Origin of the sequence: Cohnella sp. OV330 (assembly GCF_900112065.1) — a bacterium.
Lineage (GTDB): Bacteria > Bacillota > Bacilli > Paenibacillales > Paenibacillaceae > Cohnella.
In genome coordinates, this window is the sequence record NZ_FOKE01000007.1 from 262,889 (window position 1) to 277,654 (window position 14,766).

Sequence of the window (14,766 nt, forward strand, 5' to 3'; positions counted from 1 at the left end):
CGACTAGCCTGTGAGGAGAATGAAAATGAAAGCATGGAATCGCAAAACGGCCGGCGCCGCGATGGCGCTCGCACTTACCCTGACCGTACCCGGCGCCGCGTTCGCGGCGGATACGGGCTGGCTGCAATCCGGGAGTCTGTACGAGATTCGTACCTGGGCAGGCCAATCCGAATGGGGAAGCCAGGACGGACAGCTCGCGGGAGCGACATTGTTCAAGCCGCACGCGATCGCCGTGCGCGCGGACGGCAGCCTGGCCGTCTCGGACAGCGGCAATCACCTGATCCGCATGCTCGCTTCGAACGCGCTGACTACATACGCAGGACACTTCTCCGGCTCCGACGAGGGCGGCTTGCCGACGGGTTCCTATCACGACGATTTGTCGGATCGCGCGCTGTTCGACCAGCCGCTCGGCATCGCATTCGACGCCGCCGGCAACGCCTACGTCGCGGACGCGGGCAACAACGCGATCCGCAAGATCGGGACGGACGGCAAAGTGACGACGCTGGCCGGCAGCGGCCTGGCCGGCGCGGCCGACGGGAAGGGCGGCGCAGCTACGTTCTACTCGCCGTCCGACGTCGCCGTCGACGCGGCAGGCAACGTATACGTGGCGGATACGCTGAACCATGAGATCCGGAAGGTCGCGGCGGACGGCACCGTCACGACGCTGAACGCGCCTTCGACGCGCGTCGGCCAGTATCTGCCGGGCGCCGCGGAGAGCTTCGGCGACTATGCGGACGGCCCGCTGGCGAGCGCCAAGTTCAACGAGCCCAGCGGACTGGCGCTCGACGCCAAGGGCAATCTGTATGTGAGCGACCGCGGCAACCAGCGCATCCGCTATATCGACTTTGCCGCGGGCACGGTCGGCACGGTTGCCGGGACTGCGCCTGCGATGGGGGCCGATAGCCCGTATGCCGAAGGCGATTACTTGGACGGGGCGGCCGCTTCCGCGCGATTCGACGCGCCGGAAGGTCTCGCGATCGCGCCGGACGGGACGCTCATTATCGCGGACAGCCTGAACCATGTCGTACGGCTGCTCAAGAACGGGCAGGTAACGACGCTGGCCGGCGAAGCGACCGAGCCGGGAGCCGTCGACGGCGTCCTGTATGCGGCGCAGTTCGACCGCCCGACCGATGTCGCCGTTCTGGCGGACGGGAGCCTCGCGATCGCGGACGAGTCCGGCAACAAGATCCGGCGGCTCGAGAAGTACGCGGGAGCGGCCGGATTAAAGAAGGACGGCGCGATCAAAACGCTTCTGAACGGATCGCCGCTGAAGTCGGACAAGCCTGCGTTCGTATCCGGCGGCGCGACGTATTTGCCGCTGCGGGCCGTCGGCCAGGCGACGGGATTCGCCGTGACCTATGACGCCAAGACCAAGTCGGGCAAGCTGACCAAAGGCGATACCGTCTATTCGGTGACGAACGGGCAGAAAAAGGTCGCCAAGAACAGCGGCGGAATAAAATCCGATCTCACGCTCAACGCCGCTCCGGTATTGAAGGACGGCAGCTTCTACGTACCGGTCCGCTTTTTCGCCGCGGAGGGCGATCTCGACATTCAATGGGATGGCTCCGTACAAGCCGTCATTATCCGCAGCAAAACGTTTTAACCGCAGCTTAACAGGGGACCGTCCGCAGCGCATGCCGCTGACGTACGGTCCTTTTTAGCCGGCGCGGAAGTCGACGACGCCTCAAGGCTAATGCGATCGCGCCTTCGCACCGACATTAACGATAGCGTCCGCAGCAGGGAGGGAAAAATAATGTCTAACGACGACCGTCTCGAAGAACAAATCAAACAGTTCTACGAGCTCGGACCGGATGTGCACGATGCGCTCCCGATCAAGGATTACTTGCTTAAGCACGGGAATAACCAAATGGCCTGGTATCTGCTCGGAAAGGAGTACCTGTCCCGCGGCCAGGAGGCGAAGGCGAACTACTGCTTTGCGCAAGCCGGCCCCGTGTACGAGGCGTTCGAGTCCAAGAAGAGCCCGCAGTTGAACACGGGAGATGGCGCCGTTGGGCCGGGTAAAGATGCCAAGACGGGCTCCGCCCGCAGGCGGCGGGCCGGATGGCTGGCGGTTGCAGCCGGGGCGGCGCTGCTCGCGCTAGGCGTATTTGTTTATGCCGAGCAGGCGGCGGCGCCGGAAAAGTCGGCGTTTGGCGGCGGCGAACAGGCCGAGCCATCTGCGCAAACGGGAGGCCAGCCGCCGCAAGGGCAGGCTTCGCCTTCGCCGAATCAAGCAGGCGGCGGGAAAGGCGGCACGGCCGCACAGGGTGGCGGAGGCGGCGGGGGATCGGCGAAGCCGGCAGGCCTGATGGCGGCGGCAGCCGAGCGGGACGGCGCAGGGCAAGCCATACTCGGGAATCTGCTCACCGCGCAAGATCAAGCGGGCCCTTCGTTGTTGTTCAAGTCGCCGAAGCTGGGCAACTGGATCGATTGGGTGAAGGCCGGCACGCCGATCGCGAAGGTCAATGCGCCTTCCAATAAGGCCGCGGCGAGCGTCGATTGGTACGATTCGGGCTGGTGTCCGTGCGGCGCCGCACAGGACGGCAAACCGACGGCTGCGCGGATCGCGTCCTGGAAGCCGCTGCAGGAGGGCAAGCTCGTGCTGAGGTCGGCGATGATCGCCTACAAGCAGCGAACGGGGAAGTGGCCGGCTTCGCCGAAAGCGCTGGCTGCGGCATACCCCGCCAATATTATGTCGGGCTGGAATACCGAGCAGACGGCATGGTTCGGCGAGCTGTCGGCTGAGCTGTCGGCCAAGTCTGCGCCTGCGGGAGCAACGGCCGGATGGCCGAATAAGACGGGACCTGCCGCTGGCAACGGGACGCCGGCAGGCACGCTGGCATCGCTCGCCGAGCAGCCGATCGAGATCGTCATCGATAAGACGAGGCATCGCCTGGCCGTGATCAGCGGCGGCGTATTGCTGCGCAATTACGAGGTCGGACTCGGCGCGAAGGATACGCCGACGCCGGAAGGCAGCTTCGTCATTACGGAAAAGGTGAGAAATCCGAACGGCAGCGCGACGGGAGCGTTCGGCAGCAGAGGGATGACGCTGTCGGATACGCTCTATGCGATTCACGGGACGGACGAGCCGTCGAGCGTCGGCAAGGACGAGTCGCACGGCTGCGCGAGGGTGAACAAGGAAGACGTCGAGGAGTTGTTCGATCTGGTACAGATCGGCACGAAGGTAACGATAAGCAAAGGGGGGCTGCCCGTCGAACTGCGCGCGCCGGAAAAGCGCTTCAAGCTGAAGCCTGCGCAGAACGAGACCAACCCCTCCAAAAAATACGAATGGCTGAATTAAATCGGATCCCGCCGCCTACGGATTGACGATCAGAAGGACGGCCACCGCGATGACGATGACGCCGAAAACGGTACCCGCGATGATGATGCCGCGCTTGTTGACCTGCTCCTTGGTCTCGGTTTTGCGGTGAATCGGTGCTTGTTTTTTTGGCGCGCTCATGGGAACCAACCTTTCCATTTTACATAATCGGCATATGCTACTATTGTAAACGCTTGATCTTTAAAACGCCAGATGAAACGGATGCCCGCGGGGGGCGATATTCCCTTTTCTTTTGGCGCAGAAAAGGCTAAACTGATACGCGAGGGTTTTATGCGGCTTAACCGTTTGACGCCGCGATTTGAAAGGATGCTGAAACGCTTGTATAAGTGGGTTAAACCCCTGTTTTTCAAAATGGATCCGGAGGACGCCCACCATCTCGTGGTAGACGGCATGGGCGCGGCCTCGCGAATCCCGGGCGTGCCGGCTCTGCTGTCCGGCATATGGGGGGTATCGGATTCGCCGGAGCTGGCCGTCGATCTGCTCGGCTTCCAGTTCCGCCACCCCGTCGGACTCGCGGCGGGACTCGATAAGAACGCGAAGGCGGTCAAAGGCTTCGGCAGCGTCGGCCTGTCGTTTCTCGAGGTCGGTACCGTAACGCCGAAAGGACAGCCCGGCAACGACCGCCCCCGCTTGTTCCGCTTGCCGCCGGACGAAGCGCTCATCAACCGGATGGGCTTCAACAACGAGGGAGCGGACGCGATGGCGACTCGGCTTGCCCGGCTCGGCAAACGCAAGATTCCGTTGGCCGTGAACATCGGCAAGAACAAGGCGACGCCGAACGAAGACGCGGCTTCCGATTACCGGGCTTGTCTGGCCAAGCTGTATCCGTACGGCGACCTGTTCGTCGTCAATATCAGCTCGCCCAATACGCCGGACCTTCGGGCGCTGCAGCACGGCGACGAGCTGCGCGACCTGCTGGCCGCGGTCAAGGAAGAGATGGAGATTCAAGCCGCCGCGCACGGCGAGCTGCCGAAGCCGATCCTCGTCAAGCTTGCGCCGGACAATGACGAAGAGCAGCTGTCCTATATGGCGCAGGCGATCTTGGAGAGCGGCATCTCCGGCATCATCGCCACCAACACGACGATCGGCCGGGACGGACTTACGCACGCGAACAAGACCGAGACCGGCGGCTTAAGCGGACGCCCGCTCACGCAGCGTTCCACCGAAGTGATCCGCTCTCTTTACCGCATGACCGACGGCAGGCTGCCGATCGTCGGCTCGGGCGGCATCTTCACGGCCCGTGACGCCTACGACAAGATCCGCGCCGGGGCATCCTTGGTGGAGGTCTATACTTCGCTGATTTACAAAGGCCCCGGGGTCGTCAAGGAGATCGCGGAAGGCTTGAAGCGCCTGCTCAAGCAGGATGGATTTACCCGGATCACCCAGGCGGTCGGCGCCGATCACCGGCGCTGAGAGCGGCCGGGAAGGCAGACGTTCGCCCTAGTAATGCGATAGCGCGGCAATGCGGCAGGAAAGGATGCGTAGACGTATGGACGGAAGAGACTGGAGCAAGTTCCTGTTGCCCTACCAGCAGGCCGTAGAAGAGCTTAAGATCAAGCTGAAGTCGCTGCGTACCGAGCTGAAGGCCCGCGACGAATACGCGCCGATCGAGTTCGTGACCGGCCGGGTCAAGCGGATTTCGAGCATCCTGGAAAAGGCGAAGCGGCTTAGCGTGCCGATGGACCAGATCGAGACGGGCATCGAGGATATCGCGGGCATCCGCATCATGTGCCAGTTCATGGAGGATATCCACCGGGTCGCGGATATGATCCGCATCCGCAAGGATCTGCGGCTCGTATACGAAAAGGACTATATTACGAATTATAAGGACAGCGGCTACCGGAGCTACCACATCATCGTCGAATATCCGGTACAGACGTCGCTGGGCTCGATGCCGGTGCTGGCGGAGATTCAAATTCGCACGCTCGCTATGAATTTCTGGGCGACGATCGAGCATTCACTGAATTATAAATACCGCGAGCAGCTGCCGGAGCATGTACGGGAGCGTCTGCGCAAGGCGGCGGAAGCCGCATACTCCCTCGACCGCGAGATGTCGAGCATCCGCCAGGAGATCGTGGACGCCCAGCAGGATTTCGAAGAGAAGTCGGGCATCGTTCGCAAGGTGCTGAACGATATCCAAGGCCTGTATTTTTTCCGCCGCGTCCGCGAGGCCGCGCAGTTTCAGCTGCGGTTCAACGAGCTGTGGGAGCAGGAAGACATGTGGGCGCTGGCGGAGCTGTCTCAGGAGATCCAAGCCGCGCTCGCCCGAGCGGGCAAGAACACCAGCCAGTAGCGGGCGGCGTGCAGCCGTATCGGAGCTTATTCGGAGCATTGCCGCACGAGGCTAAGGCGAGTCGAAGGCTGCCCGCCGGTCGCACGGGCCGGGCGAGACGTTAAGAGAGTTCGGGCCGGCTGGATGCGGCCCGGAGGCTCTCTTTTTTTATAGGTGACAAAGACGGAATGCGGCTCCGACAAGCGGAGAGAAGGAGGCGGCGATGGCGCTGCCGAAGGAATACGTGACGAAGATGCGCGAGCTGCTGGGCGAGGAGGCCGAAGCTTTTCTAGCCAGTTACGGCGAGCCCAAGCGAACCGCGATCAGGCTGAATGGACTGAAGGACGAGCCAAGCGAGAATGGTGAAAAGGACAAGCCCGATCATATGGACAAGCCGTCTGCGGGACAGTCGTACGTTCTGGGCAGAGATCCGGTACCATGGGCGAAAGGCGCATATTATACGGAGGAGGCCGAGCGCCCCGGCAAGCATCCTTATTACTACGCGGGTCTCTATTACATTCAAGAGCCTAGCGCGATGCTGCCCGCAGAGCTGCTCGACCCGAAGCCGGGACAGCGCGTCCTCGACCTGTGCGCGGCGCCCGGCGGCAAGTCGACGCAGCTGGCGGCCAAGCTGCGCGGCACGGGCTTGCTCGTGACGAACGATCTGGCGACGGAACGTACGAAGGCGCTGGCCAAAAACATCGAGCGGGCGGGCGTCAGCGGCGCCGTCGTCACGAACGAGTCGCCCGCGAAGCTCGCGGCGGCATTCGGCGCGGCGTTCGACCGGGTGCTCGTCGATGCGCCGTGCTCAGGCGAAGGGATGTTCCGCAAGGACGAGGACATGGTCCGTCACTGGGATACGGATGCACCGGCCAGATATGCGGCCATGCAGGACGAGATCATGCGGGAGGCGGCCAAACTGGTCGCGCCGGGCGGACGTCTCGTGTACTCCACCTGCACGTTTTCTCCCGTGGAAAACGAAGGGACGATCGCGCGCTTTTTGGCCGCGCATCCGGACTTCGACGTCGTGGCGCCGGAGTTCCCGGCTGAATGGGGTTTTGCGCCGGGAAGGCCCGAATGGCTGACGACCGAGGAAGCCGCTGCGCTCGGCACGGATCGCGCGGCGCGCTTGGCCAGCACGATCAGGCTCTGGCCGCATCGCGTGCGCGGCGAAGGCCACTTCGCCGCGCTGCTCGAACGGGCCGCCCCGGTTGACAGGACGGCGTCCGATCCCGCGCAGGAGAGCGCACCGGCCCCGGCCGGAGCCGCTGGAAGTCCGAAGGCGACCGGAAAAGCGAGCGGCGGCGCGTCGTTCACGGATGCGAAGCGCGCCAAGCGAACGTCTACGGATCGCCGCGGCGGTGATGCTGCCGGGCGCGGACGTTCGCCGGGCTCCCGCGATCGGTCGGGAGGAGACATGGATACGATCGCGCGTTACGCAGCATTCGTGCGGGATAGCCTGCCCGGCTGGAAGCCGCCCGGCCCGATCCGGATCAAAGGCGACCATGTGTACGCCGTTTCCGAGCTGGCAGGAGATTTACACGGGCTGCGTCTCGTGCGCGAAGGCTGGCTGCTCGGCTTGTCGACCAAGCATCGATTCGAGCCTTCCCAAGCGCTCGCGATGGGTCTCAAGCCTGACCAGGTTGCGCTTTGCCTGCATCTTCCGGGCGACGACGAAGCCGCGATCCGGTATTTGAAGGGCGAAACGCTGCAGCCCGCGCCGGAAAAAGTAACCGGGTTAGGCGGCGAGCCGTCGAACCTGCGGGGATGGACGTTGGTCTGCCTGGACGGATGCCCGCTCGGATGGGGCCGCTGGGACGGAACGACGCTAAAAAACGAGCTGCTGCCGGGATGGCGGCAGGTATAGCGATTCCTTGACGGAAACGAAGGAGAAGCCATGAAATCAAAAATGAGACTCGACAAAATGCTTGGAAATCTCGGATACGGCACGCGCAGCGGCTTGAAGGCGCTCGTGCGTCAGGGCGCGGTGACCGTAAACGGCGTCCGCGTCAAAGACCCGGGCATGCAGATCGACCCCCATGCGGACGAGGTCATGCTGGAAGGGGAGCGGATCGTCTATCGCGATACGGTGTACGTCATGCTCCACAAGCCGGCTGGCTTCGTATCCGCCACCGAGGACAATCGCGACCATACGGTGCTGGAGCTGCTTCCGGAGGATCTTCGCGTGTTCTCGCCTTTTCCGGTCGGACGGTTGGACAAGGACACGGAAGGGCTCCTGCTGCTGACGAACGACGGCAAGCTGTCGCACGACCTGCTGTCTCCACGCAAGCATGTGCCGAAGACTTATCAGGCGCTCGTCGCAGGCCACGTCGGCTCGGAGGACATCGCGACATTCGCCACGGGCGTGACGCTCGACGACGGCTATGTGACGCTGCCCGCAGCGCTGCGCATGCTCGCAGAGGCGAAGCCCGAAGCGAATCTCGAAGCCGACGGCGCTGCAGGCATCGAACCGGAGGCATCTTCCTTTACGCTAGAAGAAGCGATCGCACGGCTCGATTCGTTCCCCGCGCTGGGGGCGAACCGGACGAGCTGGCGGGAGGCGGTCGATGCGGGAGAGCCCCTCAGCTGGATCGAGCTGACGATCGCAGAGGGCAAGTACCACCAGGTCAAGCGGATGTTCGAAGCGGTGGGCAAAAAGGTGCTGTACTTGCGGAGGAGCGGGATGGGGCCGCTTCCGCTGGACGAAACGCTGGCGCCGGGCGAGTGGCGGGAGTTGACCGAAGACGAGCTCGAGCGCTTGCGCAGCTACAAGAAAACGGAGGAACAAACGCAATGAAATTCAAGCTGATCGCGCTGGACGTCGACGGCACGCTGCTGAACGACGATCATGAGCTGACGCCCAGGGTGAAACAGTCGGTAACCGCGGCGGCGGCGTCCGGCGCGGAAATCGTGCTTTGCACGGGCAGGGGCTCCGCGAGCGCGCTGTCGGTATTGGCTCAGCTCGGATTGTCGGGGACGGTCATCACGCATAACGGCGCATCGATCGTGGACGGCGAGTCGCGGGAAATTTTGCAGGAATCTCCGATCGGTTTGGAAGAGGTAGAACGTTACTTGGCGCTGTGCAGGGAACGCGGCATTCACTTCGACCTGAATACGGCGTTCGACATCTACGTGGAGCAGCTCAACGAACAGACCGCTTCCATGTATGCACGCATGCTGTCCGAGCCGATCTTGCGATCGCGCGAGGACTTGTATCCCGAACGGACCGTCAAAATTTCGATCTTCGCGCCTAAGGAAGACCTAGACGAGCTGGAGTCGCACTGGCAGGATTGGCGGCACGAGCTGCAGACGATCCGAAGCGGGGATTACTTTATCGATCTCCAACACCGGGAAGCTTCAAAAGGAACGGCGCTTAAGCAGTGGGCGGAAAAACGGGGGATCCCGCGCGAACAGGTGCTGGCCATCGGCAACTACTTTAACGACCTCGGCATGCTGCAGTACGCGGGACATGGCGTGGCGATGGACAATTCCCCGCCCGAGGTCAAAGCCGCCGCGGACGCGGTGACGGCGTCGAATAACGAGGATGGGGTCGCGCTCGTGCTTGAAGCCTGCCTGGCAGGCGCCTCGACGCCATCGCGGTAATCATCGCGCATATCGCATATCATCGTGCGCAAAGTGAAAAAGCCGGCCCCTCGGGCCGGCTTTTTGGCATTACGGAATGGCGTGGGGATTAGAAGCCTGCGCGAAGGATAATCACGAGCAGTATGAAAAGCACCAGAACGAACGCAGCGGACGAACCATATGCACCTGCAACACCGGACATGCGAATTCCTCCTTTGTCATTCAATCGGGTCTCCGAGCCGGCGGCGGCAACTCGTTGCCGTTTGCCGCGTCGTCGCTCGGACTAATGTATCATATGACAAAGTCCCGGAGCGGATTGGACAGATGCCCGGTTCGCCTTCATTTTGGGCGCGGACCGGTTTGGCGGGAGCCGCCGCTCAGTTCGTTCGCAGGCCCTTGGGATAATGGTTCTTGAGCTGGCCGCCGCTCGCCTTGAACCAGCCGAGCGGATAGCCGTCCGCGCAGAGAAGACCCCATCCTTGGGCAGGCGCGCCTCCGCGCTCGCCGTGGTCGTCCAACAGTGCTTCCCCGCGCAAATAAGCCATGACCGCTTCGCAGCGGGCCGGATAATCGCGCGTCAGCGCGGCTTGGTCCGCGCGGACGGCGTGCGCCAGCGCGTGGGCAGGCTCGAATCTGCCCTTCTTGACGTCGCCCAGGTGGAGGCCGGGACGGTGCGTCCGGAGACCGCCGAGCGACTCGGCCGGAAGCGGAGAGTTTTCAGGCTGCGGATACCAATACAGCGACTCGCCGAACAGCAGCGGGACGCCCGCTGCAGGCAGCGCGTATCCCGGCAGCGACTGCGCGGCGAACGACGCGTACAGCTTGAGCGCGGAGAGCGCGCCGGCGTCGGCTCGCGGCGTTTTGCCGCCTTTGGCGCGCCGCTTGTCCGGTTTGCCGGGATCGTTCGCCGTCCCGGCCTCTTTTTCAAGCACGGCCGCGAAGTGCCCTTCGCCTTCCCCGCGGTGCGGCCACATCCGTCTCGCCGAGACGAGCTTGAACGCCGGATGCCCGGCCAAAAACCAGGCGATCGTCTCCTCGTTCTCCTCGCGGTTGAACGTGCAGGTAGAGTAGACGAGCCGGCCGCCGGGCTTGAGCATGGCGGCCGCATCGGGCAAAATGTCGCGCTGCCGCGCCGCGCACATCGCCACCGCGTCCGTCGACCACTCTGAGCAGGCTTCGGGCTCTTTGCGGAACATGCCTTCGCCCGAGCAGGGCGCGTCGAGCATGATTTTGTCGAACGCCTCGGGCAGACGCCCCGCGAGCTCGCCGGGCGCCGCCTGCACGACGACGGCGTTGGCGATGCCGAGCCGCTCCGCGTTCTCGGAGAGAATACGAGCGCGTCCCGGATGGATCTCGTTGGCGACGAGCAAACCTTCGCCCCGCAGCTTGGCGGCGATCTGCGTCGTCTTGCCGCCCGGCGCCGCCGCCAGGTCCAACACGATGTCGCCGGGCTTCGGATCGAGCAACTCCGCTGCGATCATGGCGCTCGGCTCTTGAATGTAATAGAGGCCGGCATGGTGGTACGGATGCTTCCCCGGACGGGATTGTCCGTCGTAAGTATATCCCGTCCGGCACCAAGGCACGGGGGCGAGGCCGAACTCGGCCGTTAGCGACCGCAGCGCCGGATTGTCGTCCGACGGGGTGAGTTTGGTCTCATGGAGGCGAAGCCCGTACGAACGGGGCGCCTCCATGCTGCGCAGGAACGCGCCGGTCTCCTCGCCCAGTTGGGCGGCGATTCGTTCGACGTAGGTTTGAGGCAGAGCTGGCATGGGAGGACTCCTTACGGTTGATCGTATAACGTGACGCGATTTTTGCCCGAACGCTTGGAGCGGTACATCGCTTCGTCGGCGTTTTTCATGAGCTGCTCGGCCTTTACGCCCGGCATGGACAGCGCGCAGCCGACGCTCACGGTCACGATCGTCTCCTTGGCGATGCGGGCCCGGATGCGTTCGGCGACGGCGGGAGCGTCAAGGGAGGCCGAATGGACAAAGGCGACGAGCTCTTCGCCGCCGTAACGGCCGGCAAGGCCGATACCCTCCGTCTCGTCCCGCAGGATGGCGGCCGCTTGCTTCAGCACGATATCCGCAGCTTGGTGACCTTTGGTGTCGTTGAGCTTCTTGAAGTCGTCGATATCGCAAAAAATCGCGCCGACGGCCCCTTGGCCCGCTTGCTCCAACGATTTTTCCAGACGGGCGTTAAAGAAGCGGCGATTGTACAAGTCGGTCAATCCGTCGGTAATCGAGGAACGGTACGCGGTCTGCATCAGCTCCACGACCCGCTCGAAGAGAATCATGAACAGGACGATATAATAAAATACGGGCAAAATGGCGGCCATCAGATCGAAGACGGGCGACACGACGCCGAAATCCCGGGTCAGAAACGCGGCGAGCTGTCCGAAAAAGGCGAAGCAGAGACTGACGGCATAACGCGCGCGCTGCCTTAGATGGGGCGCGAACATCATCGCGAAAAGGCCCGACAGCACGAGCACGTACCCGTCCTCGAGCGCCAATAGCAGGTTCGCCCGTTCCCCGGTTCCGACGGCGCCGATCTCGGCGGCCGGGACTCCCGTCGCGGACAGCAGATTGCATACCGCGATCGTGACGCCGACGGCGAGCAAGCCGTAAAACCAGGCGCGCGTGCGCGCCCGCTTCCTGTAGTATAATTCGAAGAAAGCGAAGTTAAGCGCGATGAAGGCCGCGATATAAAGTACGCCGCTCAGCTGGGGCACCGTGCGCCCTTCGAGCGCGCCCAAGGCGTCGGCGAGCGACAGTCCGTGATAAACGGCGAGCAGGGACAGCGCGAGCAGAAGCAGCCGAAACGCGCTGCTGCGATTGCCGGCGATGAGCCGGTAGGCCATAAACATCATCAGGCCGATGATGACGGCGGATGCGGCGGAGGAGGAAGCGAGCAGCAGCTCGCGATTGTTCCAGAAGTCTTGAACGTCCATGCGTATCCCCTTGCATCCGGTCCTTGAGTGCGCTGCGCGAGACGTGCCGGCGACATCGGGCCGCCTGCGTCGAACCTCGCTTGCAGAAACATATGTTCCACTATATCATAATTTAGACAATACGAGATAGTAGGGCTATAAGGAGGAATCGCCGATGAATATTTTACAGGCGTTGTTTTTCCCCCCGGAGCAACCGGGCGGCGTATCTTCCATGGTGCCTTATATCGGCGAGCGTTTCCGCAAGATCGGCTGGGATATGGAGCTGTTCTCGATTCCGAAGCGAATCCGGAACAAGGGACAGGAACCGTTTGAATTCGAAACGTTCGACTGGCGCCGATATGCGGGCAACCCGGTCGTCGACAAATACATGCAGACGCTGAAAGACTACGTATGGTGGACGAAGCTCCGGCTGAAGAGCGGCTACGATCTGATCCACGCCCATCATCCCGTGGCGGCGCTGGCGCTGCGGAAGATTTACCCGGACACGCCGCTGGTCATGACGGTCCATTCCAGCTTCGAACGGGAGCTGATCCTGAACGGGCGCATCGCTTCGGGCAGTCCCGAGCATCTCTTTCTCACGTCGCTCTACGGCGAGCTCGAGGCCAAGACGGACAAAATGCTGACGGTATCGCATTCGTTCGCCGCCTATATGGGCGGATATATGAAGCGGCCGGAGTTGATCGGCGTCATTCCGAACGGATACGACGAACGCCGATTTAAGCCGATCTCCCACGACAACGAGGTCGCCCAGATCGTCACGGTCTGCCGCCTCGTCCCGGCGAAGGGCATCGACCTGCTCATCAAAGCCTGCGCCGAGCTGCGCAAGAAGGACCGGAAGTTCGTGCTGCACATTATCGGCGACGGTCCGATCCGCCCCGAGCTGGAGAGCTTGGCGCAGGAGCAGGGCATTTACGACGAGACGATTTTTTACGGCTATATGCTTCACCCTGAAGAAATGCTGCCGTTTTTCGATATCTTCGTGCTTCCGTCGCGAGCCGAGGCGTTCGGCTCCGTGTTCGCCGAAGCCGCGCTGTGCCTGCTCTCCTTGATCGGCACCGACGTCGGAGGCATCGCCGAGCAGATCGAGGACGGCGTCAACGGCTTGCTCGTCCCGAGCGAAGACCCGAAGGCGTTGGCGGAAGCCATCGACAAATTCATCCTCGACCCGCACTACCGCTACGAGCTGGCGCGGGCCGCCTGGAACAAGGCCAAAAAGACTTACTCGCTGAGCCGCGTCATCCAGGAGCTGAAAAAAATATATATCGATCTCGGACCGCCGGTAGAAGAGACGAATTGATTCGTCTTACGCCGGTCGTCATCTTGAATTCGGAGTTGATAGGATGCAGACGCCGTTTCGGTTCATGCATGCCGCCGACCTTCACTTGGACAGTCCGTTCCGCGGGCTGTCCAAAGTTCCTTCTGCGGTCCGCGAGCGGCTAAGAAATTCGACGTTGAACGCGCTCGACAAGCTCGTCGAGACAGTGTTAACGGAAGAGCTGGATTTCCTGGTGCTGTCGGGCGATCTGTACGACGCCGCGGACCGCTCGCTTCGCGCGCAGCTGCGCATGCAGAAGGCGATGGGCCGGCTGGCGGAGGCGGGCGCGCAGGCGTTCGTCGTGCACGGCAACCACGATCCGTCCGGCGGCCGGTCCGCGCGGCTCGATTGGCCCGCGTCGGTGCACGTGTTCGGGGCGGAGGAGGTCGGCTGCCGGCCGGCTTATACGCGCGAAGGGAAGCTAGCGGCGCACGTGTACGGCATTTCCTATCGGGAGTCCGCGGTCAAGGACAACCTCGCGACGCGCTACCGGGTGCAGGAAGGCGCTCCCTTTCACCTCGCGGTTCTGCACGGCAACATCGACGGGCTGGAAGGGCACGACAACTATGCGCCCTGCAGGCTGGCGGAGCTGACGGCGTCCGGCTTCGACTACTGGGCGTTCGGTCATATCCACGACAGGCGCGTGCTGCATGAGTATCCGCATGTCGTTTATCCGGGCAATATCCAAGGGCGAAGCATCCGGGAAACGGGGCCGAAAGGCGCGTACCGCGTGGATGTCTCGGAGCAGGGGCGCGTCCGGCTTTCGTTTCGCGAGCTGTCCGAAGTCAGATGGCTCGTCCGCGAGGTGCGGATCGGCGAGGAGGACGGCGAGCAGGCGCTTCAAGACAAGCTGCTCGAGGCTGCCGAAGACGGACGCCGCGAAGCCGAAGGCAGGCCCTTGGTGCTCCGCCTGCGGCTCACGGGCAGCGGCGCGCTGCTGGAGCGCTTGCTGCGGGACGGCGAGGCGGAGGAGTGGGCCGGCGAGCTGAGGAGCTGGCTCGGCTCCCCCGACGAGCGGGACGATTGGGTCTGGATCGAGCGGATCGCGGTCGAAGCCGGCGGGGGTTCGCGTGCGGAGGCGGGTTCGTCCGAGGACGGATTTTTGGGCGAGCTGCTGCGGCTCACGGCCGAGTCGGCGTCCGATCCGGCCGCCTCGCGGGCGCTGCTTAGGGAAGCTGCCGAGCCGCTGCGGCACCACCCGAAGCTGCGGCAGTGGCTGGACGGCCGCGACGATGCGCAGCGGGCGGAGCTGATCGCGCGCGCGGGCGAGCTCGCGGCGGCGCTGCTGCGCGAAGGAGGCGAATGACGCG

General features: G+C 63.2%; 13 protein-coding genes. 9 read left to right on the forward strand and 4 right to left on the reverse strand.

Features of this window, described 5'->3' with window-relative positions; genetic code table 11:
- The first annotated feature begins 25 nt into the window (after nucleotides 1-25).
- A complete protein-coding gene (locus BM235_RS18280; RefSeq protein WP_158544021.1) occupies nucleotides 26-1,603 on the forward strand; it encodes a stalk domain-containing protein in 1,578 nt (525 codons plus the stop codon).
- Between the two features lie 150 nt (nucleotides 1,604-1,753).
- Complete coding sequence (locus BM235_RS18285; RefSeq protein WP_110468977.1) at nucleotides 1,754-3,301, forward strand: L,D-transpeptidase; 1,548 nt, start codon at nucleotides 1,754-1,756, stop codon at nucleotides 3,299-3,301.
- A gap of 15 nt (nucleotides 3,302-3,316) precedes the next feature.
- Here BM235_RS18285 and BM235_RS32100 read toward each other — a convergent pair whose 3' ends face one another.
- The gene (locus tag BM235_RS32100) at nucleotides 3,317-3,460 is read right to left on the reverse strand and encodes a hypothetical protein (protein WP_158544019.1); all 144 of its coding nucleotides are present in this window, start codon (nucleotides 3,458-3,460) and stop codon (nucleotides 3,317-3,319) included.
- A gap of 186 nt (nucleotides 3,461-3,646) precedes the next feature.
- Here BM235_RS32100 and BM235_RS18290 point away from each other — a divergent pair, with 186 nt between their 5' ends.
- The 5 genes from BM235_RS18290 to BM235_RS18310 all read left to right on the forward strand — a co-directional run bounded on the left by BM235_RS18290 (nucleotide 3,647) and on the right by BM235_RS18310 (nucleotide 9,215).
- A complete protein-coding gene (locus tag BM235_RS18290; RefSeq protein WP_090115752.1) occupies nucleotides 3,647-4,753 on the forward strand; it encodes a quinone-dependent dihydroorotate dehydrogenase in 1,107 nt (368 codons plus the stop codon).
- 76 nt (nucleotides 4,754-4,829) lie between these two features.
- Nucleotides 4,830-5,633, forward strand: coding sequence for a GTP diphosphokinase (locus BM235_RS18295; protein WP_090115662.1), 804 nt, complete (start codon nucleotides 4,830-4,832; stop codon nucleotides 5,631-5,633).
- Nucleotides 5,634-5,835: 202 nt separating this feature from the next.
- A complete protein-coding gene (locus BM235_RS18300; protein WP_090115663.1) occupies nucleotides 5,836-7,479 on the forward strand; it encodes an RsmB/NOP family class I SAM-dependent RNA methyltransferase in 1,644 nt (547 codons plus the stop codon).
- A gap of 30 nt (nucleotides 7,480-7,509) precedes the next feature.
- Nucleotides 7,510-8,409 (forward strand): pseudouridine synthase, encoded by a 900-nt coding sequence (locus BM235_RS18305; protein ID WP_090115664.1) that lies wholly within the window; start codon nucleotides 7,510-7,512, stop codon nucleotides 8,407-8,409.
- The gene (locus BM235_RS18310; RefSeq protein ID WP_090115665.1) at nucleotides 8,406-9,215 is read left to right on the forward strand and encodes a Cof-type HAD-IIB family hydrolase; all 810 of its coding nucleotides are present in this window, start codon (nucleotides 8,406-8,408) and stop codon (nucleotides 9,213-9,215) included. The genes BM235_RS18305 and BM235_RS18310 overlap by 4 nt, the downstream gene beginning before the upstream one ends.
- Nucleotides 9,216-9,303: 88 nt before the next feature.
- Here BM235_RS18310 and BM235_RS18315 read toward each other — a convergent pair whose 3' ends face one another.
- From BM235_RS18315 to BM235_RS18325, 3 genes are all read right to left on the reverse strand, one after another.
- Complete coding sequence (locus BM235_RS18315; protein ID WP_090115666.1) at nucleotides 9,304-9,396, reverse strand: YjcZ family sporulation protein; 93 nt, start codon at nucleotides 9,394-9,396, stop codon at nucleotides 9,304-9,306.
- Between the two features lie 175 nt (nucleotides 9,397-9,571).
- The gene (locus tag BM235_RS18320) at nucleotides 9,572-10,963 is read right to left on the reverse strand and encodes an RsmB/NOP family class I SAM-dependent RNA methyltransferase (protein ID WP_090115667.1); all 1,392 of its coding nucleotides are present in this window, start codon (nucleotides 10,961-10,963) and stop codon (nucleotides 9,572-9,574) included.
- Between the two features lie 11 nt (nucleotides 10,964-10,974).
- A complete protein-coding gene (locus BM235_RS18325) occupies nucleotides 10,975-12,141 on the reverse strand; it encodes a GGDEF domain-containing protein (RefSeq protein ID WP_090115668.1) in 1,167 nt (388 codons plus the stop codon).
- Between the two features lie 154 nt (nucleotides 12,142-12,295).
- Here BM235_RS18325 and BM235_RS18330 point away from each other — a divergent pair, with 154 nt between their 5' ends.
- Together BM235_RS18330 and BM235_RS18335 are read left to right on the forward strand one after the other, a co-directional pair.
- Nucleotides 12,296-13,438, forward strand: a complete 1,143-nt coding sequence (locus BM235_RS18330; protein ID WP_090115669.1) for a glycosyltransferase family 4 protein — start codon at nucleotides 12,296-12,298, stop codon at nucleotides 13,436-13,438.
- A 43-nt stretch (nucleotides 13,439-13,481) separates the two neighbouring features.
- Nucleotides 13,482-14,762 (forward strand): metallophosphoesterase family protein, encoded by a 1,281-nt coding sequence (locus BM235_RS18335; RefSeq protein ID WP_090115670.1) that lies wholly within the window; start codon nucleotides 13,482-13,484, stop codon nucleotides 14,760-14,762.
- Nucleotides 14,763-14,766 lie beyond the last annotated feature (4 nt).

Coding starts and splice junctions, on each gene's coding strand:
- BM235_RS18280 (WP_158544021.1), top strand. CDS start 26: ATGAAAGCATGGAATCGCAAAACGGCCGGCGCCGCGATGGCGCTCGCA.
- BM235_RS18285 (WP_110468977.1), top strand. CDS start 1,754: ATGTCTAACGACGACCGTCTCGAAGAACAAATCAAACAGTTCTACGAG.
- BM235_RS32100 (WP_158544019.1), bottom strand. CDS start 3,460: ATGAGCGCGCCAAAAAAACAAGCACCGATTCACCGCAAAACCGAGACC.
- BM235_RS18290 (WP_090115752.1), top strand. CDS start 3,647: ATGCTGAAACGCTTGTATAAGTGGGTTAAACCCCTGTTTTTCAAAATG.
- BM235_RS18295 (WP_090115662.1), top strand. CDS start 4,830: ATGGACGGAAGAGACTGGAGCAAGTTCCTGTTGCCCTACCAGCAGGCC.
- BM235_RS18300 (WP_090115663.1), top strand. CDS start 5,836: ATGGCGCTGCCGAAGGAATACGTGACGAAGATGCGCGAGCTGCTGGGC.
- BM235_RS18305 (WP_090115664.1), top strand. CDS start 7,510: ATGAAATCAAAAATGAGACTCGACAAAATGCTTGGAAATCTCGGATAC.
- BM235_RS18310 (WP_090115665.1), top strand. CDS start 8,406: ATGAAATTCAAGCTGATCGCGCTGGACGTCGACGGCACGCTGCTGAAC.
- BM235_RS18315 (WP_090115666.1), bottom strand. CDS start 9,396: ATGTCCGGTGTTGCAGGTGCATATGGTTCGTCCGCTGCGTTCGTTCTG.
- BM235_RS18320 (WP_090115667.1), bottom strand. CDS start 10,963: ATGCCAGCTCTGCCTCAAACCTACGTCGAACGAATCGCCGCCCAACTG.
- BM235_RS18325 (WP_090115668.1), bottom strand. CDS start 12,141: ATGGACGTTCAAGACTTCTGGAACAATCGCGAGCTGCTGCTCGCTTCC.
- BM235_RS18330 (WP_090115669.1), top strand. CDS start 12,296: ATGAATATTTTACAGGCGTTGTTTTTCCCCCCGGAGCAACCGGGCGGC.
- BM235_RS18335 (WP_090115670.1), top strand. CDS start 13,482: ATGCAGACGCCGTTTCGGTTCATGCATGCCGCCGACCTTCACTTGGAC.